At 45.2% G+C, this 23,270-nt stretch carries 22 protein-coding genes; 20 read left to right on the plus strand and 2 right to left on the minus strand.

Translation table 11 applies throughout. The annotated features are described in order from the left end of the window. Positions 1–11: 11 nt before the first annotated feature. The 15 genes from JUB15_RS06205 (at position 12) to yidD (ending at position 13,902) form a co-directional block, all read left to right on the plus strand. The gene (locus tag JUB15_RS06205) at positions 12–464 is read left to right on the plus strand and encodes a GatB/YqeY domain-containing protein (protein WP_207511464.1); all 453 of its coding nucleotides are present in this window, start codon (positions 12–14) and stop codon (positions 462–464) included. A 418-nt stretch (positions 465–882) separates the two neighbouring features. Further along, positions 883–1,419 carry a CvpA family protein gene (locus JUB15_RS06210; protein WP_207511465.1) on the plus strand — a complete coding sequence of 179 codons (537 nt, stop codon included), beginning with the start codon at positions 883–885 and terminating at the stop codon, positions 1,417–1,419. Between the two features lie 127 nt (positions 1,420–1,546). Further along, complete coding sequence (locus tag JUB15_RS06215; RefSeq protein ID WP_207511466.1) at positions 1,547–2,323, plus strand: alpha/beta fold hydrolase; 777 nt, start codon at positions 1,547–1,549, stop codon at positions 2,321–2,323. A gap of 156 nt (positions 2,324–2,479) precedes the next feature. After that, a complete protein-coding gene (locus JUB15_RS06220; RefSeq protein ID WP_207511467.1) occupies positions 2,480–3,139 on the plus strand; it encodes a CBS domain-containing protein in 660 nt (219 codons plus the stop codon). A 149-nt stretch (positions 3,140–3,288) separates the two neighbouring features. Then, positions 3,289–4,650 carry a POTRA domain-containing protein gene (locus JUB15_RS06225; protein ID WP_207511468.1) on the plus strand — a complete coding sequence of 454 codons (1,362 nt, stop codon included), beginning with the start codon at positions 3,289–3,291 and terminating at the stop codon, positions 4,648–4,650. Positions 4,651–4,677: 27 nt separating this feature from the next. Next, on the plus strand, positions 4,678–5,556 hold the full coding sequence (locus JUB15_RS06230; RefSeq protein ID WP_207511469.1) for an NAD kinase: 879 nt from the start codon (positions 4,678–4,680) through the stop codon (positions 5,554–5,556). Between the two features lie 60 nt (positions 5,557–5,616). Next, positions 5,617–6,474: a type IX secretion system protein PorG gene (gene porG / locus JUB15_RS06235; RefSeq protein ID WP_207511470.1), complete on the plus strand. Its 858-nt coding sequence runs from the start codon at positions 5,617–5,619 to the stop codon at positions 6,472–6,474. 159 nt (positions 6,475–6,633) lie between these two features. Further along, positions 6,634–7,395, plus strand: a complete 762-nt coding sequence (uppS, locus tag JUB15_RS06240; RefSeq protein WP_207511471.1) for an undecaprenyl pyrophosphate synthase — start codon at positions 6,634–6,636, stop codon at positions 7,393–7,395. Positions 7,396–7,500: 105 nt separating this feature from the next. After that, positions 7,501–10,230: a BamA/OMP85 family outer membrane protein gene (locus tag JUB15_RS06245; protein WP_207511472.1), complete on the plus strand. Its 2,730-nt coding sequence runs from the start codon at positions 7,501–7,503 to the stop codon at positions 10,228–10,230. Positions 10,231–10,421: 191 nt separating this feature from the next. Next, a complete protein-coding gene (locus tag JUB15_RS06250; protein ID WP_207511473.1) occupies positions 10,422–10,931 on the plus strand; it encodes an OmpH/Skp family outer membrane protein in 510 nt (169 codons plus the stop codon). Between the two features lie 124 nt (positions 10,932–11,055). Further along, positions 11,056–11,613 carry an OmpH/Skp family outer membrane protein gene (locus tag JUB15_RS06255; RefSeq protein ID WP_207511474.1) on the plus strand — a complete coding sequence of 186 codons (558 nt, stop codon included), beginning with the start codon at positions 11,056–11,058 and terminating at the stop codon, positions 11,611–11,613. A gap of 326 nt (positions 11,614–11,939) precedes the next feature. Further along, positions 11,940–12,797: a glutamate racemase gene (murI, locus tag JUB15_RS06260; RefSeq protein ID WP_207511475.1), complete on the plus strand. Its 858-nt coding sequence runs from the start codon at positions 11,940–11,942 to the stop codon at positions 12,795–12,797. A 200-nt stretch (positions 12,798–12,997) separates the two neighbouring features. Continuing rightward, entirely contained in the window at positions 12,998–13,153 is a 156-nt protein-coding gene (rpmH, locus tag JUB15_RS06265; RefSeq protein WP_014222732.1) for a 50S ribosomal protein L34, read from the plus strand. A 92-nt stretch (positions 13,154–13,245) separates the two neighbouring features. Beyond that, positions 13,246–13,641, plus strand: a complete 396-nt coding sequence (locus tag JUB15_RS06270) for a ribonuclease P protein component (RefSeq protein WP_207511476.1) — start codon at positions 13,246–13,248, stop codon at positions 13,639–13,641. A 30-nt stretch (positions 13,642–13,671) separates the two neighbouring features. Further along, entirely contained in the window at positions 13,672–13,902 is a 231-nt protein-coding gene (yidD, locus tag JUB15_RS06275; protein ID WP_207511477.1) for a membrane protein insertion efficiency factor YidD, read from the plus strand. Between the two features lie 121 nt (positions 13,903–14,023). Here the strand turns inward: yidD and JUB15_RS06280 are convergent, their stop codons facing one another. Together JUB15_RS06280 and JUB15_RS06285 are read right to left on the minus strand one after the other, a co-directional pair. After that, positions 14,024–14,623, minus strand: coding sequence for a hypothetical protein (locus JUB15_RS06280; RefSeq protein ID WP_207511478.1), 600 nt, complete (start codon positions 14,621–14,623; stop codon positions 14,024–14,026). 71 nt (positions 14,624–14,694) lie between these two features. Further along, complete coding sequence (locus JUB15_RS06285; protein ID WP_207511479.1) at positions 14,695–15,303, minus strand: superoxide dismutase; 609 nt, start codon at positions 15,301–15,303, stop codon at positions 14,695–14,697. Positions 15,304–15,489: 186 nt separating this feature from the next. Between JUB15_RS06285 and JUB15_RS06290 the strand changes: the two genes are divergently transcribed. The 5 genes from JUB15_RS06290 (at position 15,490) to JUB15_RS06310 (ending at position 23,150) form a co-directional block, all read left to right on the plus strand. Continuing rightward, a complete protein-coding gene (locus tag JUB15_RS06290) occupies positions 15,490–16,221 on the plus strand; it encodes a 3-keto-disaccharide hydrolase (protein WP_242696218.1) in 732 nt (243 codons plus the stop codon). Positions 16,222–16,372: 151 nt separating this feature from the next. Continuing rightward, positions 16,373–16,939, plus strand: coding sequence for an RNA polymerase sigma factor (locus tag JUB15_RS06295; protein WP_207511480.1), 567 nt, complete (start codon positions 16,373–16,375; stop codon positions 16,937–16,939). Between the two features lie 72 nt (positions 16,940–17,011). Beyond that, complete coding sequence (locus JUB15_RS06300) at positions 17,012–18,007, plus strand: FecR family protein (RefSeq protein ID WP_207511481.1); 996 nt, start codon at positions 17,012–17,014, stop codon at positions 18,005–18,007. Between the two features lie 254 nt (positions 18,008–18,261). Continuing rightward, positions 18,262–21,711, plus strand: coding sequence for a SusC/RagA family TonB-linked outer membrane protein (locus JUB15_RS06305; protein ID WP_207511482.1), 3,450 nt, complete (start codon positions 18,262–18,264; stop codon positions 21,709–21,711). An 11-nt stretch (positions 21,712–21,722) separates the two neighbouring features. Beyond that, the gene (locus tag JUB15_RS06310; RefSeq protein WP_207511483.1) at positions 21,723–23,150 is read left to right on the plus strand and encodes a SusD/RagB family nutrient-binding outer membrane lipoprotein; all 1,428 of its coding nucleotides are present in this window, start codon (positions 21,723–21,725) and stop codon (positions 23,148–23,150) included. The last annotated feature ends 120 nt before the right edge of the window (positions 23,151–23,270 follow it).

A 23,270-nucleotide genomic window follows, 5' to 3' on the forward strand; every position in this document is an offset into this window, starting at 1 on the left:
ATAGCCGCTGTATGAGTTTAGAACAAAAGATCACGGCCGAGCTGAAAACAGCCATGCTGGCCAAAGATGAAAAAGCGTTACGTAGTTTGCGTGCCATCAAAGCCGCTATCCTACTGGCCAAAACATCGGAAGGAGCAGCCGGCGAGATCAAAGAAGAAGACGAGATTAAATTATTGCAAAAGCTGGTAAAACAGCGTAAGGATTCACTCGAGATCTACCAGCAGCAGAACCGCGCCGACCTGGCACAAAAAGAGCAGGAAGAAATTGAGGTGATCGAGAAATTTCTGCCCAAGCAGTTAAGCGGGGAAGAGTTGAAGGCGGTTATTGCCGGCATTATAACGCAAACCGGCGCCAGTTCACCCGCCGATATGGGTAAGGTAATGGGCGTAGCCACCAAACAACTGGCAGGCCAAGCCGATGGGAAGGCTATTAGCGCTGTAGTGAAAGAGTTGCTGGCTAAATAAAAATCAGAAATCGGAAGTCGGAGGTCTGAAGTCAGAAATCAGAGAGGGCTTCTTGAGATTTTTAGTGCGTGCCGCACATAGGAAAATCTCGAAATCCCGAAATCCCGAAATCTCGAAATCAGAAATCAGAAATCAGAAATCGGAAGTGGGAGGTCTGAAGTCTGAAATCCGAAGTAGGAGAGGGCGTCTTGATCTTTAGTGCATGCCGCACATAGGAAAGTCTCGAAATCCCGAATTCCCGAAATCCCGAAATCTCGAAATCAGAAATCAGAAGTCGGAGGTCTGAAGTCAGAAATGAGAGAGGGCTTCTTGAGATTTTTAGTGCGTGCCGCACATAGGAAAATCTCGAAATCTCTAAATCTCGAAATCCCGAAATCAGAAATCAGACCTCAGGCTTCAGGCTTCCGACCTCAGCATTATGATCATAGATATATTAGTTCTAATATTTCTGGTTATGGCCGTTATCAAAGGATTACGGCGTGGACTTATTGTTGCAGTATTCTCCATTTTTGCGTTTATTGCAGGCATAGCGGCTGCAATGAAATTATCGGTTGTTGTAGCAGATTATTTAAAAGATTCCGTTAATATATCTGCGAAGTGGTTGCCATTCATTTCATTTGCAGTGGTTTTTATAGGCGTAGTGATATTGGTGCGATGGGCAGCCAGCTTACTGGAATCAACGGTTGAAATGGCTATGATGGGGTGGGCAAACAAAATAGGGGGGATTATTTTGTACACTATTTTGTATATGTTTACACTCAGTGTAGTCCTGTTCTTTGTACAAAAAGTTAAGCTGATCAGCGATGAGTCCCTTGCCAATTCGGTTACCTGGCCCTGGTTACAGCCCTTAGGCCCCTGGGTAATAGATGGCTTCGGCAAACTGATCCCGGCTTTTAAGAATATGTTTACAGAGCTAAGCAATTTTTTTGACCGGTTAGCCACACCAAAGGGGTGATATGCAAAACCGTGAAAAAATCAGTAGCTTACATTAAAATTGAATGTGGAAAAACTGCAAGGATGTATTATTTGCAGTAAAACGTTTATTTTAGCGATTAATTGACTGACTTGAACAGACATAGCTGATGAATTATACGATCAAACAAGTGGATAAATTCAAGTATATTGAAGAAGGCGAAGGCGAACCGCTGATACTTCTGCATGGGTTATTCGGCGCCCTCAGCAACTTTGGTGATTTGATCAATTACTTCAAGAACCATAATAAAGTAGTGGTTCCCATTCTCCCATTGCTTGATATGGACCTCTTGCATACATCAGTAGGAGGCCTGCAGAAGTTCGTACATAAATTTATTGAGTTCCACGATTTCCAGAATGTACATCTGCTGGGTAATTCGCTGGGCGGACACGTAGCCATTTTACATGTGCTGAAACAACCCGAGCGCATTAAATCGCTCATTTTAACCGGCAGCTCGGGTTTATTTGAGAACGGTATGGGCGACACTTATCCCAAGCGAGGAGATTACGACTATATAAAGAAGAAAACGGAGTTAACCTTTTACGACCCCAAGATCGCTACCAAAGAACTGGTAGATGAGGTGTACGAAATCGTAAATAACCGTCTGAAAGCCATAAAAATAATTGCACTGGCGAAAAGCGCCATCCGCAATAATCTGGGCGAAGATATCAATCAAATCAAACAACCCACGTTATTGATCTGGGGTAATAATGATGCCATTACCCCGCCGTTTGTAGGCCGGGAGTTTCATCGGTTAATTCCAAACAGCGAGCTGCATTTTATCGATAAATGCGGCCATGCGCCAATGATGGAAGTACCTGATGAGTTCAATCGGATACTCCATAAATTTTTGACAAAATTGAATGAGCCTGCAGCGGTTGCCTGAATGCAGTCGTCATAAATTATTATATTTGGTTAGGTAATTACCTGGAAAATTTAATAAGGTTTATACCTATTGAATTATTTATTTGGTTTGGTTTTGGTACAAACCGGGCACAGGTTTTTTACGTATAACACTATATAATAGGTAAACTCTGATCAGTTGCTGAACAAACTTTTAATATCAGGTTCGATTCCCAAACTCAATTTGAGCGATACGGTTATTCAGGCGATGGACCTGATGTCGGAGTTCCATGTTATGCAACTGCCAGTGGTAAAAGAAGATAAATACCTTGGCCTGGTATTTGAAGACGACCTGATGAACAGCGACGAACGCGCAACACTCCAATCTCTTGATACTCACTTTTCAAAGGTAGCTGTACACGCCAACACCCATTTTATTGAGGCGGTACAAATGTTGAATGATTATAATCTTTCCCTCGTACCGGTTGTAGACAAGGAAAATGAATTTGTCGGCTGTATTGCCGCCATCGACCTGTTAAAAGAACTGGGTAAAACCACAGGGGCCAGCGAGCCCGGCGGGTTGATCGTGCTGGAAATGGAGCAACGCAATTTCTCATTCTCCGAACTAAGCAAACTGGTAGAGACCAATGATGCCCAAATAACCCAGTTAAACAGTTATTGGGATAATAACACCAGTTCCTTTTTTGTAGCCATAAAAATCAATAAATTCGAGATTTCTGATATTGTTGCCACGTTTCAGCGATACGAATACAACGTGAAATATTATTTTGGCGAAGAACTATACGAGAACGAGCTGCGGAACAATTACGACCATTTGATGAATTATCTGAATATCTAGCACAACATCAGGATATCGGCCAGTTTTATTTTTAAAATTTGTAAACACAAGCAACTGCTTGCCGGGGCATGTGAATGGGAAAGAAATTTTACTGCATACTAGCGAATTTGTTGTGTTGCGTGGCACTTGCGTATGCCCAACCCTCCCCTGTGGATTCTTTGCAATCCACCAGTTTTGTCGCATCTGAATATAGTAACAACTACTCTACGCCTTTTGTTGTAGGCGAAATCATCATCGAAGGAAATAAAAGGACCAAACCTTACATTATTACCCGCGAGCTGCCCTTTAAACCGGGTGACTCCATTTACCTTCCCGACCTGGTAAAAGCATTTGAGATCTCCCGCCAGCAGTTGATGAACACCACGCTGTTCAATGAGGTGATCGTATCCCTTAAATCCTTTCGGGGATATATAGTTGATATTAACATCCAGGTGAAAGAAAGGTGGTATATTTTCCCCATCCCTTACCTGAAACCGGTTGACCGCAATTTGAATGAGTGGGCCAAGCAGGGTTATGGGCTCGATCGCGTGAACTATGGTTTTAAGTTCACCTACAACAATTTCACCGGCCGCAACGACAAGCTGAAACTCTGGCTGATCACCGGTTATACGCAGCAAATACAATTTCAGTACGATCAACCCTATGCCGATAAAACCCTTAAACATGGTTACCGCGTAGGTTTTTCGTATTCGTTCAACCGTGAGATCAATTATGCAACCATCGACAATCAGCAACGCTTTGTCGATTCGCTGAACGAGGGCATTAAACAATGGTCGGGCCATATTGATTATACTTACCGCCCGGGCTTGCGAACCGTGCATTCCGTTTCATTGTCGTATACCCACCAGTCGGTTGACCCGCGCATTAACGAGCTGAACCCGAAATACTACGGTTATCAACGCAATCGTATCAGTTTTCCCGAATTAACCTATAACGTAAGCTATGTGAATGTTGATTACAAACCTTTCCCGCTTACCGGTGTGCTGGCGGAAGGAAGCATTACGAAAAGAGGATTCAACAAGGAAATGAACATGTGGCAGGTAGTGGGAAAAGCTACCAAGGGTTTTCAGCTAAGTAAGAAAGATTTTTTCAGCTGGCAGTTGCTGGGTACTCTGCGGTTCCCCTTCAGTCAGCCTTATATTAACCAGCGGATGTTTGGTTACGGCGATATGTACCTGCGCGGACTGGAAGATTATGTAATTGACGGGGCGGCAGGATTTTTATCCCGTCATAGTTTCCGGCATCAGTTCCTGAAGTTTAGCGTTCCCACATATATTAAATCGAAATCGCATGACCGGATACCATTCCGCATTTACGCCCGGGTGTTTGGCGATGCAGGGTATTCCTATAATAAGAACTTTACCAACAATTCCCTCACGAACCGCATCTTGTATACTTATGGCGCTGGGGTAGATATTGTAACATTCTATGACTTCATTCTGCGGCTCGATTACAGCTTCAACCAATTAGGACAAAACGGATTATTTTTACACATTAAGAACGATTTTTAACCGACAGGTAAATTTTAACCGCATAGTATGAAGGTAGCTATTTATAGCCGGGTTATAGATGATGACCAGTATGGTAAAGTGCAGCAATTGCTCGATGAGCTGGCCAGGGAAAACATTCAGCCGGTTATATACAAACCTTTCTTTGAGATGATCCAGAGCTCGGTTCGTTTCTCCGAGAAAACCACCGTTTTCACCGACTCAAGCGACCTCACAGAATCGATCGATTTTTTAATAAGCCTGGGTGGCGATGGCACCCTGCTGGATACCGTTACCCTGGTTCGCAATAAGAATATCCCAATATTAGGCATCAATTTTGGCCGTTTAGGTTTTCTGGCCAGCATAGGCAGTAAAGAATTGCACATTGCGGTACAATCACTGGTGAAGCGCACAATACTAATCGACAAGCGATCGTTAATTCATCTGGATGCCAGTAAACCATTATTCGGCGATGTTCCGTACGGATTAAATGAATTTGCTATCCATAAAACGGATACGTCACCCATGATAAAGATTCACACATACCTCAATGGTGAATTTTTAAATACATATTGGGCTGATGGCGTGATCGTAGCAACACCAACCGGTTCAACCGGTTATTCGTTAAGCTGTAATGGTCCTGTGGTTTTTCCTGAATCTTCCAGTTTCGTTATTACCCCCGTAGCCCCGCATAACCTGAACGTTCGGCCCATTATAGTGCCAGATGATAATATTATTTCATTTGAAATAGAAGGGCGAACCGATCATTTTATTTGCGCGCTCGATTCGCGCAAAGAACTCGTAGATAAAAAAGTACAACTGGCAGTGCGTCGCGAATCCTTTACCCTGAGCCTGGTACGGTTGAATGAAAATAATTTCCTGCAAACCCTGCGTAACAAATTATCATGGGGCTTGGATACCAGGAATTAACATTTTAATACAAAAGAAAATAACCGGCTATTCCGGTTCTTAATGTTTAAATTGCGAATTATGAAGAAATTGGTTGTAACAGCACTCCTGTTTATTTCCGTACTAAGTGTGCAAAAGGTTACCGCCCAATATGAAAGTATTGTTCAGCAAGGTGAGTTCGGGATATCGGCCGGGGCAGGACATTATTTTGGCGACCTGAACACAAGATCAAAGCTCAACAGGCCCAAGCCCGCATTCGGAGTATTCTTTCGTAAACAATTCGGTAATTATACAGCCTTGCGAGTAGCAGCGCATTATGCCCGCCTGGGTTATTCAGATGTATACAATACCCAGAACGAATACCAACGCAGACGCAACCTGAGCTTCAATTCCAATATATTCGAGCTCACCCTGCAAGGTGATTTCAACTTCTTTAAATTTGTTCCTGCCGATCCATATTACAACTGGACCCCATATGTAACCGTGGGCGCCGGCATTTTCAGCTACGATCCCTTCGCCTATCTGAATGGCGATAAATATTTTCTGCGCCCACTCGGTACCGAGGGCCAGGGCACGGCGGCTTATCCCGACCGGAAACCTTATAACACCATGGCCTTTTGCATTCCAATTGGCGTAGGGGTTAAATATGCGCTGAACGAACGCATGAACCTGGGCTTTGAAGTGGTGTACCGCTATACCACTACCGATTATCTCGATGACGTGAGCAAAACCTATGTGGGCTCCGATAAATTTCCGCCCTTACCCGATGGTACGCCATCTGCGGCCCAGTTATTACAGGACCGCTCCTATGAAACAGGTGATATCATTGGCATTGAAGGCCGGCAGCGCGGTTACTCGAAACAAAAGGATGCCTATGTGTTAGCCGAAATTACTTTGTCATTTAACCTTACTTCCTATCGTTGTCCTTCTGCGAACTAAATTCGTTACTGATTAACAGCTAATTATAAAACATACTATTTAGATGGCAAACGGCCCGAATAGCATTCGGGCCGTTTGCATTCCGGAATTTAACGGCAAACCATAAACCACCAACCATAAACTTGTTTTTAGTACCTTTGTGCCCTTCAAAAAAAGGGTATGCAGAGCCTACGGGAGCAAATTGACCTTCAACGACTACCTCGCCATATAGCAATTATTATGGACGGGAATGGCCGCTGGGCTAAAGAAAAGGGGCAGGATCGCCTCTACGGCCATTTTCATGGCGTGGAAAGTGTGCGCAACATTGTAGAAGGCTGCGCCGAGCTGGGCGTTGAATACCTTACCCTGTATGCGTTCTCTACCGAAAACTGGGATCGTCCGCAATACGAAGTCACCGGCCTCATAGAGCTGTTGGTAGAAACCATTCGCAAGGAAACAGAAACACTCAATAAGAACAACATTAAACTGCATGTGATAGGCGACGTAAAAATGTTGCCCGAATATGCACAAAAGGAACTGAACGAATCACTGCAGATAACCAGCCAGAATACCGGTTTGAACCTGGTAATGGCCCTCAGTTACAGCAGCCGTTGGGAACTGGTACAGGCCGTTCAGCTTATTGCCGAAGATGTAAAAGCCGGCAAAATTGATCCTGCGGCCATCACCCAAAACACCCTGCAGCAATACCTGGCTACCAGTAATTTTCCCGATCCGGAATTAATGATTCGCACCAGCGGTGAGTACCGCATCAGTAACTTTTTATTATACCAATTAGCTTATGCAGAATTGTATTTCACCAATGTTCGTTGGCCCGATTTCCGGAAGGAGAACCTGTATGAAGCCATCCTCGACTTTCAAAGGCGCGAAAGACGGTTTGGAAAGACCGGTGAGCAGGTACAAAAGGAACAGATAAACGGATAATTACGAATTGTTCATGAAGATTTTATGAATCCGTCGATTCGTGTCCTTTTTAACAAACCCTTTTAACAAATCCCCCTTAATTTGCTCCACTTTAAACTCCCCGGAATGCAGCGTTCGCGTACTTTAAGTATTTTTTTACTGGTATTTGCATGTTTAACAGTCGGCTCACTCCATGCCCAGGTAGTTTCCGACACAGTTCCTACGTCTATCGATCCGGAATTAGAGAACATCCTCAACTCAAAATCACCCAGAGAATATATTATCGGCGGTATCACTGTTACCGGTACTAAACGGTACGATCAGCAGCTGCTTGTTTCCATCGCGGGCATAAATGTGGGCGATAAAGTAATGATACCGGGGGGCGATAATTTTAGTAAGGCGCTTACCAACCTGTGGAACCAGCGCCTGTTTTCAAACGCACAGATCTACTTTACCAAACTTGAAGGCAATAAACTATTTATTGAGATACAGGTTTTTGAAAGACCTGCTCTTTCCAAATACAATATCATAGGGGTACGTAAAGCCGACCAGGACGAACTGAAGCCAAAAACAGGGCTGGTGATCGGCCGGGTGGTAACCGAGAACACCAAACGAACTGCAGAAGAAGCCATTAAAAAATATTATACCGAAAAAGGTTTTCAAAGCGCACAGGTTCAGATAGACGAGATCCAGGATCCGGCTTTGCCGAATTCGGTTATCCTGAACCTGCGTGTGGAAAAAGGCCATAAAGTACGTATTGATAACGTAAGCTTTTTTGGTAATAACGAGGTGAGAGAACAACGATTGAAAAAGCAATTGAAGGGTACCAAGGAGATGACCAAGATCACGTTGTTTCCTACCAGGGATTCAAGTTCATATGGTGAAACAAAACAGCCTTCTTTCAAAGAGTATCTGAGCCAGGCCGGCTTTTTGTCGCTTACCCGTACGAAGGAATTCCTCGATCCTTACTTCCGTTTTAAATTGTTCAGCTCGGCCAAATTCAACGCCAAGAAATACGAAGAAGATAAAGAGAAAGTACTGGAATATTATAACTCGCTAGGTTACCGCGATGCGGCCATTGTCAGCGATACCCAGTATTATAACAAGAAAGGAAACCTGAAACTGGATATTAAAGTAGATGAAGGTCATCGCTACTATTTTGGTAACGTTACCTGGAAAGGAAATACCAAATACTCAGATTCGGTGCTTACCATGTTATTAGGTATTGCAAAAGGGGATGTGTATAACCTGGAGATCCTGAACAAGAAACTGGGTAAACAAATGTCACAGGAAGGTGGCGATATCAGCAGCCTGTACATGGATGATGGTTACCTGTTCTTCCGAATTGAACCGGTAGAAACGGCGGTATATAATGATACCATCGATTTTGAGATCCGTTTAACAGAGGGTCCGCAGGCTACTATCAAGAACGTAACCATTTCCGGTAACGAAAAAACGAAAGAGCACGTTATCCGTCGCGAGCTGCGTACACTGCCCGGCGAAAAATTCAGCCGTCAGGACTTGATCCGTTCTCAGCGTGAAATTGCGCAGCTGAATTTCTTTAACCAGGAAAAGATCGGCATTAACCCTGTTCCCAATCCGGAAGATGGAACAGTGGATATACATTATACCGTTGAAGAAAAATCTTCAGACCAGCTGGAGCTTAGCGCCGGTTGGGGTGGTGGTATCGGTTTAACCGGTACGCTCGGCGTTTCGTTCAACAACTTCTCTATTAAAAATATTTTCAACAAAAAGGCATGGGATCCTTTACCTACCGGTGACGGACAAAAGCTGAGCATGCGCGTGCAATCGAACGGCCGTGCGTATCAGTCATACAACTTCTCATTTACCGAGCCCTGGTTAGGTGGTAAGAAAAGGAACTCATTGACCTTTAGCTTATACAAGAGCGTATTCCGTACCGGCGGTATCGATGCCAGCGGAAGATATTTCTTCAGCGATAGCAACAGGCTGAAAAACTTCGGCGCCAGCATTTCAATGGGTAAACAGTTGAAATGGCCCGATGACTTCTTTACCCTGGTGTATTCACTCAGTTATACGCAGTATAAACTGACGAATTATCGTTTGTTCACTGCTGACTTCAACAATGGTACTTCCAACAACCTGAGTGTGAAGATTGCGTTGAACCGTAATTCTGCTGGTCCGAACCCTATATTCCCCACCAGCGGTTCTAACTTTTTACTGAGCGGACAGTTCACACCACCTTATTCATTATTCAGGAACAATACTACCGACCTGGATAGTTATAAATTACCTGAATTCCATAAATGGCGAATGAATGCCGAGTGGTTCATTCCTATCGGCCGTGCTATGGGCGCCGACAGAAGCCGCCAGTTTGTATTGCGGGCTGCAGCCAAGTATGGTTTTATGGGCCGGTATAACAACAAACTGAATTATTCACCATTCGAACGTTTTCAGGTGGGTGACGCCGGTTTGGCAAACGGTAGCTTTATCCTGGGTTACGATATCATTGCGCATCGCGGTTACCCCGTGTATGAGTACTCTGATCCCAAGATCAATCCCGATCAGCAGAATGCCAGCCAGTTCTTTACCATTTTCAATAAGTACACCCTTGAATTGCGGTATCCTTTCACAACCAACCCAAGCAGCACCATTTTTGGTATGGTTTGGTTTGAAGCCGCCAACGGATGGTACGATTATAAAACATACGATCCTTTCCGCCTGCGTAGAAGTGCCGGTGTAGGTATGCGTTTCTTCCTGCCGATGTTCGGTTTGCTTGGGTTTGACTACGGTGTGGGCTTTGACCGGATCACCCAGGGTGGCCGGTTACGCGATGCAACCCGCTTTACCTTTATGTTAGGTTACGAACCTGAATAAACCAATAGACAATAGAAAAAGACAATAGACAAAAGGCAAAAAGGTAACGAGGCAAAAAGGCAGAAAGATCAGGAGGCGTAAGTGTGGGACATTAGCTTTAACGATCCGGTTATTGACTATTCACCATTGACCATTGACTATGACGATTGGCCATTGACCATTCACGATAAAACCTTAGGAGGAATTTTACCATGAAAAAGATACTAGTTATTGCCTGTCTGATGGTGCTGGCGGTTGCTTCACAGGCCCAGCGGTATGCCATTGTTGACACCAAATACATTCTGGATAAATTACCGGAGTATAAAGAAGCGCAGAAGAAGCTGGATCAGTTCAGCGAACAGTGGCAAAAAGAAGTTGACAGCAAGCAGAGTGCCCTGGATAAAATGTATAAGGATTTTGAGGCAGAACAGGTAATGCTGAGCCCCGAATTAAAGAAAAAAAGAGAAGACGAACTGTTTGTAAGAGAGAAGGAAGTACGTGACCTGCAGCGCAAACGCTTTGGTTTTGAAGGTGATCTGTTTAAAAAGCGGCAGGAGCTGGTAAAACCCATACAGGACAAGGTTTACAACGCCATTCAAAAGCTGGCAGTTAACCGTTCACTGGATTTTATTTTGGATAAAAGTGAAGGAATTACCGTTATCTTTGCCGACCCTAAACTGGATCGTAGTGAGGATATTTTAAAAGAATTAGGCGTTAAATAAAACATAAGACCAAAAGAAGAAAGCAACCAGTAGCAGGTTTTTTTCAACTTAAAAACAAAAATAACCGTCCACCCTAAAGCAACCGATCAAGGGCTCAGGGTGTGCCAAACAAAATTGAAATTCAATGAAAAAGTTTTTTTCCGTAACGTTGTTCGCCCTGTGCCTGGTAGCGGCTGGTGAAGTAAATGCACAATCTAAAATAGGGTATATCAGCTCTCAGGAGCTGGTGAGCGTAATGCCCGAAACAAGGAAAGCCGACTCTTCCCTGCAGGAATTGCGCAATGCGTTAATTCAAAGCGCTACTGAAAAACAAAACGCATTTTACGCCGCTTACGAAAAATTTAACAAAGATTCTAGCACTTACTCAGCTTCTGTTAAAACCGTAAAGAAAAACGAGTTGACCAAGATGAGTCAGGAATTAAGCGGTGAAGAAGAGCGCATTCAACAACAATTACAGCAACGTCAGCAGGAATTGCTGGGCCCTATCAACAAGAAGGCTTATGATGCTGTACAGGCTGTAGCCAAAGAAAATGGTTATGGTTATATCTTTGAAAAAGAAGCCCTGTTGGTAGCTCCTCCGGGTGATGATATTCTGCCGATGGTTGCCAAAAAGCTGAATATCAAATTGCCAACACCTGGTACTGCCCCTGCGGCCGCACCTAAAACTGGCGCAAAACCGTAAACGCCTCAGCCCCTGAACGGGGTGTAACAGTTATAAATTATTAGCCGTTCCGTCTAACGCGGGACGGCTTTTTTTTGCCCCCATCCCTTAATGGGGGTAAGCCGCTGGGGCGGCTACGGGAAATTCTTGTTCCACCTTCAGGTGGCCGGTGGTTTTAATCCCCTTCAGCGGGTTAGGGGAGTTCACGGGTGGTTCAGGGGGTTAGCCGTATTAGTTCCCGTGTTAGCGGGCGACGGGCATGTCTGCCTCAGGATGCAACGGGAGTTCATTGTTCCCCCTTCAGGGGGTTAGGGGGTTTTTAGTGACTTAGTGGGTATATTTGTATTATGGTTACTACGCAGCCAATTGGCATATTCGATTCAGGCTATGGTGGATTAACGGTAATGAAGGAGATCGTAAAAAAGTTACCCCGGTACGATTATATTTACCTGGGCGACAATGCCCGGGCCCCTTATGGCAACCGTTCCTTCGATACAGTGTACCGGTACACATTGCAATGTGTGGAGTGGTTCTTTCAACAGGGCTGCCCACTGGTGATACTGGCCTGTAATACCGCTTCAGCAAAAGCATTGCGCACCATACAACAGAACGACCTGCCGCATATTGCGCCCGATAACAGGGTTTTAGGCGTTATACGGCCTACTACAGAGATCATAGGAAGTTTTACCAGTTCGCGCAAAATAGGCATACTGGCCACCAATGGCACCGTTCAATCAGGTTCGTATCTCATCGAGATAGAAAAATTCTTTCCCGATATCAAAGTATATCAGGAAGCCTGTCCCATGTGGGTGCCCATTGTCGAGAACAATGAACATGACCAGCCAGGCGCCGATTATTTTGTAAAAAAGCATGTGCAGCATATCATGTCGGCCGATAAGGATATAGATACCCTGCTGCTGGCCTGCACTCACTATCCGCTGCTGCGTGACAAGATTTTGCAGTTTTTGCCGGCAGGTGTAAATGTGGTATCGCAGGGTGAAATTGTTGCCAACAGCCTGGAAGATTACCTGCAGCGGCATACAGATCTCGAAACGCGTTGCAGCAAGAACGGTCATAGGGTCTTTTATACTACCGATTCAACAGAAGACTTTGATAACCATGCCAGTATATTCTTTGGTGAACCGGTGCGGTCCAATCATGTTGACCTGGATAGTAATATACCCGTAGCGGATGATAATTATTGAAACATTTTTGCGTGTACCGTTTCATTGTTAAATGATCATTCCATACCTTTGCGGTCCTTTCATCCGCTTATGGCGGGGCGGGTATGGTGACCCGTCTGCGAAAACTGGAACCTGATCCGCTTCTCCCGGATCATATTTCAAAAAAGAATCGAGTCCGCCTTGGGCCAAGGCTTCGGCGGATATAAAAAAAGAAATTAATTATGAAACGTACATTTCAGCCGCACCGCCGTCGTCGCAAAACCGTTCATGGTTTCCGTAAACGTATGCAGGATGCCAATGGCCGTAAAGTACTGGCCAGTCGTCGCAAAAAAGGTCGTAAGAAACTGACTGTTTCCGACGAAAGAAAATTAAAATAAACCTGTTTACCACGCCACTGGCAATGGGTAACAGTTTAAATACGTAATAGTCCCGGTTTTACCGGGGCTATTTTTATTTTTGGGATAATCCGATGGTGAAGAAGTTTACTTTAAACAAAACTGAACGGCTGAAGCGCCGCAAGATCATTGAGCAGTTGTTCAGTGAGGGCCGCGCTGTGGCTGCATTTCCCATCAGGGTACAATATAAACTGGTCGATCAGTTGCTACCGGTTCCACTACAGGCCGGCTTCAGTGTAAGCAGCCGCAATTTTAAAAGGGCTGTCGACCGTAATCGCATCAAGCGGTTGATGCGCGAAGCCTGGCGCCTGCAAAAAGCGCCCCTGGAACAGGCTTTGCAAACAAAACAGCAACAACTGGCGTTATTTCTGATCTATACCGGTAAAGAACTGCCGGAATTCACCCTCATAAAAGAAAAGGTGGACGTGGTGTTGAAGAAACTCCTGCAAACCGTGAATGCCGTGTCGTAGTGAAGTAAAGCTGAAAAATTAATCAATTGAATGAAACTGTTGCTTCGCATATTGAGTCTCCCATTCATTGCATTGATCAAACTTTATCAATGGATCATTTCGCCGATACTGGGGCCCAAATGCCGCTTCACACCTACCTGTTCACAATATGCTGTCATAGCGCTGAAAAAGCATGGCGTATTTAAGGGACTATGGCTCACCGTTAAACGGCTTTGCCGCTGCCATCCCTGGGGCGGTCATGGTTATGATCCGGTGCCGTAGCCGGTAGCCGGAAATCGAAGGCCAGAACTTATTCGAACCTAAAAAGTAAATGCCGAAATAGCTCTTATTTCGGCATTCTTGTATTCGAAACATCGGACCTCAGCCCTCCGACTTCAAACCTCTATTTCTTCATTCGCTCAATTAACTCATTCAGCGACTCTCTTTTTTGTTTGGCCGTAAAGAATTTGTAGATCTCAGGGGCTTTACCATCTTTATCTACATCTACCGAATAAGGAATGTTTTTGTAAGGGTTGATCAACTGCGCGTTCGTGTTAGTAGTAAGTTTCTTGATGGTCTTGGGTACAATGAAATAGGTCTTTTTTTCATCACTGGCATTTTGCCCATTGATGAGCTGCTGGGTACTGTCAATGATATGTTCCAACTGTTCAGTACTGATAGAGGTAGGCGCGCCACCATCGCCAAAGTTCACCAGGTTACCAATGAGGGTATCGGTCTTTAAATTCAGAATATAAACCCCGGCATCAGGAACTTCAAAAGTCTGGTCGCCTTCGGGGCTTTTTACGGTAATGCCTTTATCTTTTTCGGTAAGCACCAGGTCAGCTTCGTTGTGTTGGGTTCCCGGGGTAAGGGTAACTGTTTTAGTAGCTTCATCAACCTGGATTTTTCCGCTCGACATCACTTTTACTTTCTTTTGAACGCCGGGCGAACAGGCGGCAAAGCATACCACGGCAAACATCGTACTAAACAAGGTACATTTCATTGGGCTATAATTTGAAAGGTTAAAAAAAAGAATCCCGGCAGAACCGGGATTGGCTATTATTGGTTAGCTGATTACTTGGCGGCTTTTGCAAAATTTTCAGCTACTTTATTCCAGTTGATCACGTTCCAGATAGCATTCATGTATTCGGGACGGCGGTTCTGGTATTTCAGGTAGTAGGCATGTTCCCAAACGTCAACACCTAACAGCGGCGTACCTTTCACTTCAGCCACATCCATCAGGGGATTATCCTGGTTGGGCGTAGAGGTGATCTGGAGCGTACCATTGTTGATGATCAGCCATGCCCAGCCGCTACCAAAACGGGTAGCACCGGCCGTATTGAACTTTTCCTTAAAGCTATCGAAAGAACCAAAAACATCGTTGATGGCTGCTGCCAGAGCGCCTGTAGGCTGTCCACCAGCGTTGGGAGCCAGTAGTTCCCAGAAGAAAGAGTGGTTCCAGTGGCCACCGCCATTGTTACGAACGGCCGGGCTGATAGTGCCGGCAGCTTTTATCAACTCTTCCAGCGATTTATTTTCATGGGGAGTACCCGCAATAGCTTTGTTCAGGTTATCTACATAAGCCTGGTGATGTTTGCCATGATGAATCTGCATCGTCTGTGCGTCAATATGCGGTTCCAGTGCATCGGGTGCATAAGGAAGCGCCGGTAGTGTAAATGCCATAACACTAAAATTTTAATTGTTGAAGATTTATGGTTGTTCTTTCAAACGGTAACAAAAGTACAGGTCAATGGTTGATTAACCAATTCATTCTCTTTACGAAACAGAAAATTTTGCGTCTGATTATGGCAATTTTATAGTATTTTAGAAAGCAGGTGAGCCCTGTTGATCCTTATCAAATCAATCAAAATGTTGAATACCATTACGACAAAAAAATTGATGCTGTTTTTTGCAACCATACTGTCCAGCGCTTTTTCAGGGGCATTTCAGCCCGAACAGGAAAAAGACAATGTACTTACTGCAGCAGAGAAAAGAGCGGGCTGGGTGCTCTTATTTAACGGCCAGAATACCGACGGCTGGCGCGGCTACGGTAATAAACCCTTCGATAGCTGGGAAGTCACAAACGGACAGCTCTACTGCAAAGCAAAGGACGTTACACAACGGGCCGACCTGATGACCATTGATCAGTACGATAATTTTGAACTTTCGGTAGATTGGAAGGTAGATAAAGGCGCCAACAGCGGCATTATTTACCGCGTGCAGGAAACCAGTGGCCCCAGCCATGTAACGGGGCCGGAATACCAGTTAATAGATGATGAAGGTTATCCCCATAAACTGGAAGCATGGCAAAAAAGCGGCGCAGACTATGCCATGTATCCACCACTGGAAATTGCCGCAAAACCGGCCGGCGAATACAATCACACCACCATTCTCGTAAACGGCGCTCATGTTGAGCACTGGTTAAACGGGAAGAAAGTGGTTGAGTATGATCTGTGGACGCCTGACTGGCAAAAGCTGAAAGCAGAAGGTAAATGGTCGGCCGCCAAAGCGTTTGGACTGGCCAAAAAAGGGCATATCGCTTTCCAGGACCACGGCGGCGGCATCTGGTTCAAGAATGTAAAGCTCAGGAAACTTAAATAATTTGATACTTAGCTAATGTAAAAATTTGATAATGGAATACAGGTTTTGAGCGTGTTTGCGCGTGCGCTTCGCGTTTGTAGCGACGCCGGAAAATGAAGAACTGTCAAATTATCGAATTATCACATCATCACATTTGTCACATGATTCACGAATGAATGATCTTATTTCAAATAAGAATAATTACGAAAATGAGCAATCATTGGAACTGCTCTTTGCTGATATTTTCAAAAAACACGAATACCGGTTACATACCCTGGTATTGAAACTTACCCGCTCTAACCAGTATGCACGGGATATTATCCAGGAAGTGTTTTTGAAATTATGGGAGCAACGGAACCACATTCACTCCATTCATAATGTAGAAGCCTGGTTATACCGGCTTACAGAAAATAAAGTGATCGATTTTTTACGGAAGGCTGCCGCCGATAACCGGTTGAAAGACGCCATTTGGAAGAACCAGCCCGGCGAACTCAATGAAACCGAGGACAAGGTAGCTGCACGGGAGTATAACCAGATCATTCAAAAAGCGGTAGCACAATTACCTCCTCAACGTAAACTGATCTATCACCTGAATCGCGAAAAAGGCCTGAATTACCAGGAAATAGCCGACCACCTTGCCATTTCGAAACATACGGTGAAAAACCAGTTATCAACCGCCCTCCATTTTATCAGGCTGTTCCTGCTCAAAAGCGCCCGGCTTTTTTTATTTCTTTTTTAAAAAATTGTTATTCCGGATAGGAATCTTTTCCGGTTGCTTCGTCTACATTGTATAGGTACAACCATTTCTACAATGGAAGAAAGGATAAAATATCTATTCAGGCAATACCTGAACAATACCTGTTCGAGAAAAGAATTTGAGGAATTCTTTTCCTATATCAACGAAGCTTCCCATAATGAATTAATAAGGGAATTGATACAGAAAGCGTATGAAGAAACCCGCCCCCCGGACCCTTCCCTTACTTATGTAGATGAAAGCGGCAACCTGATCATCCCGCAACCGGCCTGGGAGGAGCAGGCCGTCGCCGATAAACGGCCTCCAAAAAAGCGGGCAGTTGTTGTTATGGTTGCGTGTTTAATGATAATACTCGCGGGGCTTGCCTGGCTGATTTACCCGTTCGACCAACAAAACACCGGTAACGCAAAAGCGGTGCTGGCTAAAAAAATGACCGGCCGCTCAGAATATAAATACATGTTGTTGCCAGATAGCACCCAGGTATGGTTGAATGCTGCCAGCACACTGGAATATCCAAATCAATTCGCTGCCGGAAAAAGAGAAGTGTTCCTTACGGGCGAAGCGTATTTCGATGTGAAACATGCTGATAAAATACCTTTTGTGATCCATACCGGCAAAGTGACCACGATGGTGTTAGGCACGGCATTTAATATTAAAGCGTACCCTGGGCGGGAGAATATCATTGTTTCGGTAAGCCGCGGAAAAGTGCGGGTGCATTATGATAAAACAGAAGTGGCCACGCTTACCCAGGGCCAACAGGTGAAAGTAAGTAATAGCAATAAACCGGTTGTACAAAAAAAATTAGCGGTGAATGAAGTGGCGTCGTGGCAACAGGGCAACCTGGTGTATGATGATGAAACCATCAGCGATATCGTGGCCGACCTTGAAAGGATCTATGATGTGAACATTCGTTTGGAGAATGAAGCCGTGGCCATGGAAAGGATATCCACCTCCTTCCGGCGGGAGATAGGCATCGAGCCGGCGCTACAGGTGTTGTGTAATTTAACCGACACCAGGTTACAGCTGATAAGCAACATGTACGTCATTGAATAATAAAATATTAATACCAAAACTAAACTGCTATGACCATTATAAGTTTTACACCTCCATAGAAAATACCAAAAAAGAACCGCCCCAGTTGCGACCTGGAAGCGGTTCCCACATGTTGAAAATAATCCCGTTCTAAGAATTACTTAAAACAATTCAAAGCTATGAATTTGTATGTAAAAACGTACAGGCATAGTACGTCATGTATTTCTGCAGGATACCGCCCCTGGTATTCGCTTATGAGAAACAAAGCGTTCATTATGAGAATTTCTATCCTGGCTATGCTGCTCACCTTTAGCGGACTGCTGATGGCCGGGTCGGGGAGTGCGCAGGATCTGAAAAAGATGATGATCTCCATCGACCTGAAGAACGCCACACTAAAGCAGGCTTTCAAAAGAATAGAATCGCTTACTCAACTGGCCTTTACTTACCGTACGGTTGATGTAGCTGCACATGACCGTATCAATTATTCTGCTAACAATACATCTGTAACTGTTGTCCTGCAGGACCTGTTACAAAACACCGGGTTAAAATACGAGCAGGTTAACAGCAACATTATCATTAAAAAGGTTATAAAGAATGAGCAGCCCGCTCACATAACCATTCCTGAGGCTGTAGCATTCGATGGTGGTATACGTGGCCGGATAACCGATGAAACCGGTGCGCCATTGCCCAATGCCTCCATTCTACTGATAGGAACTGACATAGGTACGGCTGCCGATACAAAAGGTGAATTTGTGTTAACAGGTATAAAAGCAGGCAACTACCGCCTGCAGGTATCAGCTGTCGGCTTTCAAACAAACATAAGAGAGGTAACGGTAAAAGATAATGCAGTAGCAGAAGTGCACATAGAAATGGCCGCCGGCAATAACAGACTCGATGAAGTGGTAGTAACCGCCCTTGGCATTAAACGCGAAAAAAGATCGCTGGGCTATTCAACACAGGAGATCAAAGGCGAAGACCTGTCGAATACCCGGCAAACAAACGTATTGAATGCCCTGCGAGGCAAAGTGGCCGGTGTACAGATCAATAGTGGCGGCGGCGCCCCGGGGCAGGGAACCAGGATCATTATCCGGGGTATCAAATCCCTGGCGCCCAACAAGAACAATCAGCCGCTGTTTGTCATTGACGGCATCCTGATCGATAACAGCACCACTGCTATAAACGATGCCGGCTCATTACGCGGATTATCGAACCGCGCTTCGGATATCAATCCGGATGATATTGAGTCCATGTCGATCCTGAAAGGCGGCGCCGCTACGGCGTTGTATGGACAGGCGGGTTCCAACGGTGTGGTGGTGATCACCACCAAAACGGCCAAAGCAGGTAAAATGCGCGTGAACTTTACCACTACCTATGGTGTCGATGAAGTGAATAAGTTTCCGGAAGTACAAAAGAAGTTCAGCCAGGGTTATGTAGGCGCTACTTCATTTGTACCTGAATACGATCCGAAAAGCTTCTGGCCGAGCTGGGGACCAACCGTAGAAAAAGCGAAAGCCATCGATCCTACCCATCCTGATCAAATTTATCACCATTACAAACAGGGGTATAAGACCGGCAACCAGTTCCGTACCAGCATCAATATGTCAGGTGGAACCGATAAAGCGCTGCTCAGCTCTTCGGTCTCTTACTTCAAACAAAATGGTGTTCTGCCTAATTCGGATTACAAGAATATCTCTGCCCGCCTGAGTGGTCAGTTCAGGTTCAGCGATAAATTGCGAATGAGCCCCGGCTTGTACTTCATCAATTCCGGGGGATACCGCGTAAATGCAGACCGGTACAATGAAAGTTTAACTTACTGGTCGCCCCGGTGGAACGTAATGGATTATATAAAACCCGATGGTACGCAAAATGCGTATGGCAACGACAATCCCGTATATGGTACTGCCACCAACAAATTTAGAGACAATGTGAATCGCATCATCGGAAACGTAGCACTTACCTACTCCCCTTTTAAATGGTTCGATGTAGATTATAAATTGGGAATGGATTATTATTCCGATTTTCGCCGCCATGCAGCGCCCGGTCCCAAAGGCCTGGTGGGCGAACAGGTTTTCGGCGATAACGGACAGGGTTTTGTACATGAATACCGGATCGGCAACCGAATCCTGAACTCCAATGTGATGGCGAGTTTCAAGCATGAATGGTTTGGCAAGCTGAACACGGTGCTGCGTGTTGGTAATGAAGTGCGCGACCGCAAATACAGCCGCCTTACCGCCTCAGGTACCGAGCTGGATATTCCTGATATGTTAACGCTGAATAATGCCAAGGTACGCACCAACAATCAGGCAGACGAACAGTACCGCATTGTAAGCGCCTACGGCGATCTTACCCTGGGCTGGAATAATTATTTATTCCTGAATATTACCGGCCGTAACGAGTGGTCATCTACGTTACCTGTGGCTAACAATTCATTCTTTTATCCTTCTGCCAGTTTATCGTATGTATTTTCAGATCATCTGACTATGCCAGGCTGGGTTAATTTCGGAAAATTACGGGTGTCCATTGCAGAAGTAGGTAAGGATACGGATCCTTATGAGCTCAGCAGGTATTATAGTTCCACTACGCTTACCTCGAGCGGGCAGATCATGTGGACACGCAGCGACCAGGTAGGTGATGCTACACTGAAACCCGAACGCACTTCCACCGTTGAAGCCGGTATTGAATTGAAATTATTCAACCGGATCGGCGTTGATTTCAGCTGGTATAAATTAAACAGCCGCGACCAGATCATTCCGGTCAGCTTATCACCCACCACCGGTTTTACCAGTTATATAATTAATGCCGGTGAAATTGAAAATAAAGGTATAGAAGTGGTGCTCAACGGAACAGCGCTTAAAACAAAAAATTTCAACTGGGATGTTACCCTGAATTTTACCCGTAACAGGAACAAAGTGGTGAGCATTCGTGAGGGGCTTACCGAAATTGTAGTGGGCTCGCATTTCGGCTATTCCAGTTCCAATGCTACGCTGAAATATGTGCCCGGTTCAGCCGTTGGCAATATGTATGGAACTTCTTACCAGCGGTATTACGGTACCAAGAACGACGATGGCGTATCGTTAGATAAAAGTCTGCCGGTGGTAATTGCTACCTCAGGAAGCAATGCCGGCTTCCCGGTAAGAGATACCAGGCAACGTTTACTGGGTAACTCTCAACCAAACTGGATAGGGGGCATTACGAATACATTCAGTTGGAAAAATATCTCCCTGTCATTTTTATGGGAAACCCAACAGGGGCAGGACCGGTACAATCAGTTAGGCAATTTCATGAGCGCATTCGGTATTGCCAAATACACTGAGAACAGAACCGAGACCAAGGTCTTTGACGGCGTGTTGGCAAATGGCACACCCAATACCCAGGAAGTTTATCTGGGCATGGGTAAAATGAACGGTACCGGCAGGGATTACGGCCAGGGCTTTTACCGCAATATACATCGCGGAGTAACGGAGAACTTCATTGAAGATGCCAGCTGGGTGCGGCTGCGTAATGTAAATCTCAGTTATGCGGTTCCCACCAAATTCTTTAAAGGAACCCCCATCCAGGGCGCCTCGGTTACGTTTACCGGTAATAATCTTTTATTGTTTACCAATTACAGCGGATTTGATCCTGAGACCAGCAGCTCCAGCGTAGAAAGCAATGCAGATGGTTTTACCGGGTTTACCTATCCGGCGCTTCGCTCATACCTGTTCAGTGTAAACATTAACTTTTAAATCGGAGCAACATGAGAAGCCTGTTATATTATACCTGTTTAGTTTTATCGATCCTGTCAATATCTTCCTGTAAGAAATACCTAGATGTAAATACGAATCCAAATCAGCCGAACAAGGCGACTATCAATGGATTGCTCACCCGGACTACAGAGAATACAGCATTGAATGTATATCGGGTGTCGACCAATATTACTTCGTATTATGTTCAATACCTGGCTTCATCAAACACGGCATCGCCCCTGGATACGTATGAAGATGTGGATGCAAGCGTTACATGGACATCGCTTTACGATAACATGACCGATATATACGACCTGGAAAAAATGGCTGCTGAAAAAGGGGCCATGCATTATCGCGGAGTTGCGAAGGTATTAATGGCTATGAACCTGCAGTTTATTCACAGCCTGTGGGGCGATGCACCGTATACGACCGCCTTTGACCTTGCCACATTAACGCCGGAATATGATAACGCGCAGAACCTTTTTCAAAGCTGCCTGAAGCTGCTCGATGAGGGTATTATCGCGTTGAAGGAAACCACGCCTTATCCAATACCTGGTGAAAGCGGCACCGCAAAAAGCCCTGACCTGATCCATAAAGGCAATGCAAGCGCCTGGATACGAACTGCCCATGCCATGAAGGCCCGGCTGTTGAACCAGTTGAGTAAAACCGGTGAGTACAATACCAATGCGATTTTCGGGGAACTGGCTGAAGCGTATACTTCAACGGCACACGATGCTTCTGTTGCGACTTGGGATGTGCGTAATCCGTGGAACCAGGTTGCGCTGAATAACAGAAACCTGCTGCTCGACGGCTGGTTGTCGGAGCAGTTCATCGATGCCATGAATGGTAAGACCTACGGCATCTTCGATCCGCGGCTTCCGTTAATGACCGATACAACCAAGTACGGCGATTACCGCGGCACGCCTAACGGTAAAGGACGCACGGGGTCTGGCGTGAGCTTTGAGGAAACCTATATCAATCTTACCGGGTTCTATTCCAGTTCCAATTCACCCCTGTTTATCATTACCTACGATGAGTTAAAGTTCATTGAGGCAGAAGCGGCCTTCAGGGCCAACGATAAACCAAGGGCATATACGGCCTTCCTGGAAGGGATCAATGCGAATATGAATAAAATGGGGGTAACGCCTGCCAATCGGAATGCATATGTTAACCATTCATCTGTTGCTGTAGGCGAGGCAAACCTTACCCTTGACCATATATTCAGGGAGAAATACAAGGCCTTATTCCTGAATCCTGAAAGCTGGAACGATGCCCGGCGGTATAATTATCAGTACAAGGATTTCACCTTGCCGTTAAATGCAGTGGCGGGAAATTTCGTTCGCCGCATGGTATACCCCAGTGTAGAAACCAGCCGCAACGGCGCCAATGTGCCACCAGGGATAACGGATGTTACCAAACGCTTATGGTGGGATCAGTAGTATAAAAGGCAACGAGGCACAACGCTCACAAGGCTATGTGAGTTACATGAGAAAATTAAGATAGCGTTAGAGCCGGTTACTACCGGTGTCCGGAAGCATGATAAGAACAAGTGCGCTTGT

The sequence above is a fragment of the Longitalea luteola genome (assembly GCF_017356035.1).
Taxonomy (GTDB): domain Bacteria; phylum Bacteroidota; class Bacteroidia; order Chitinophagales; family Chitinophagaceae; genus Niastella; species Niastella luteola.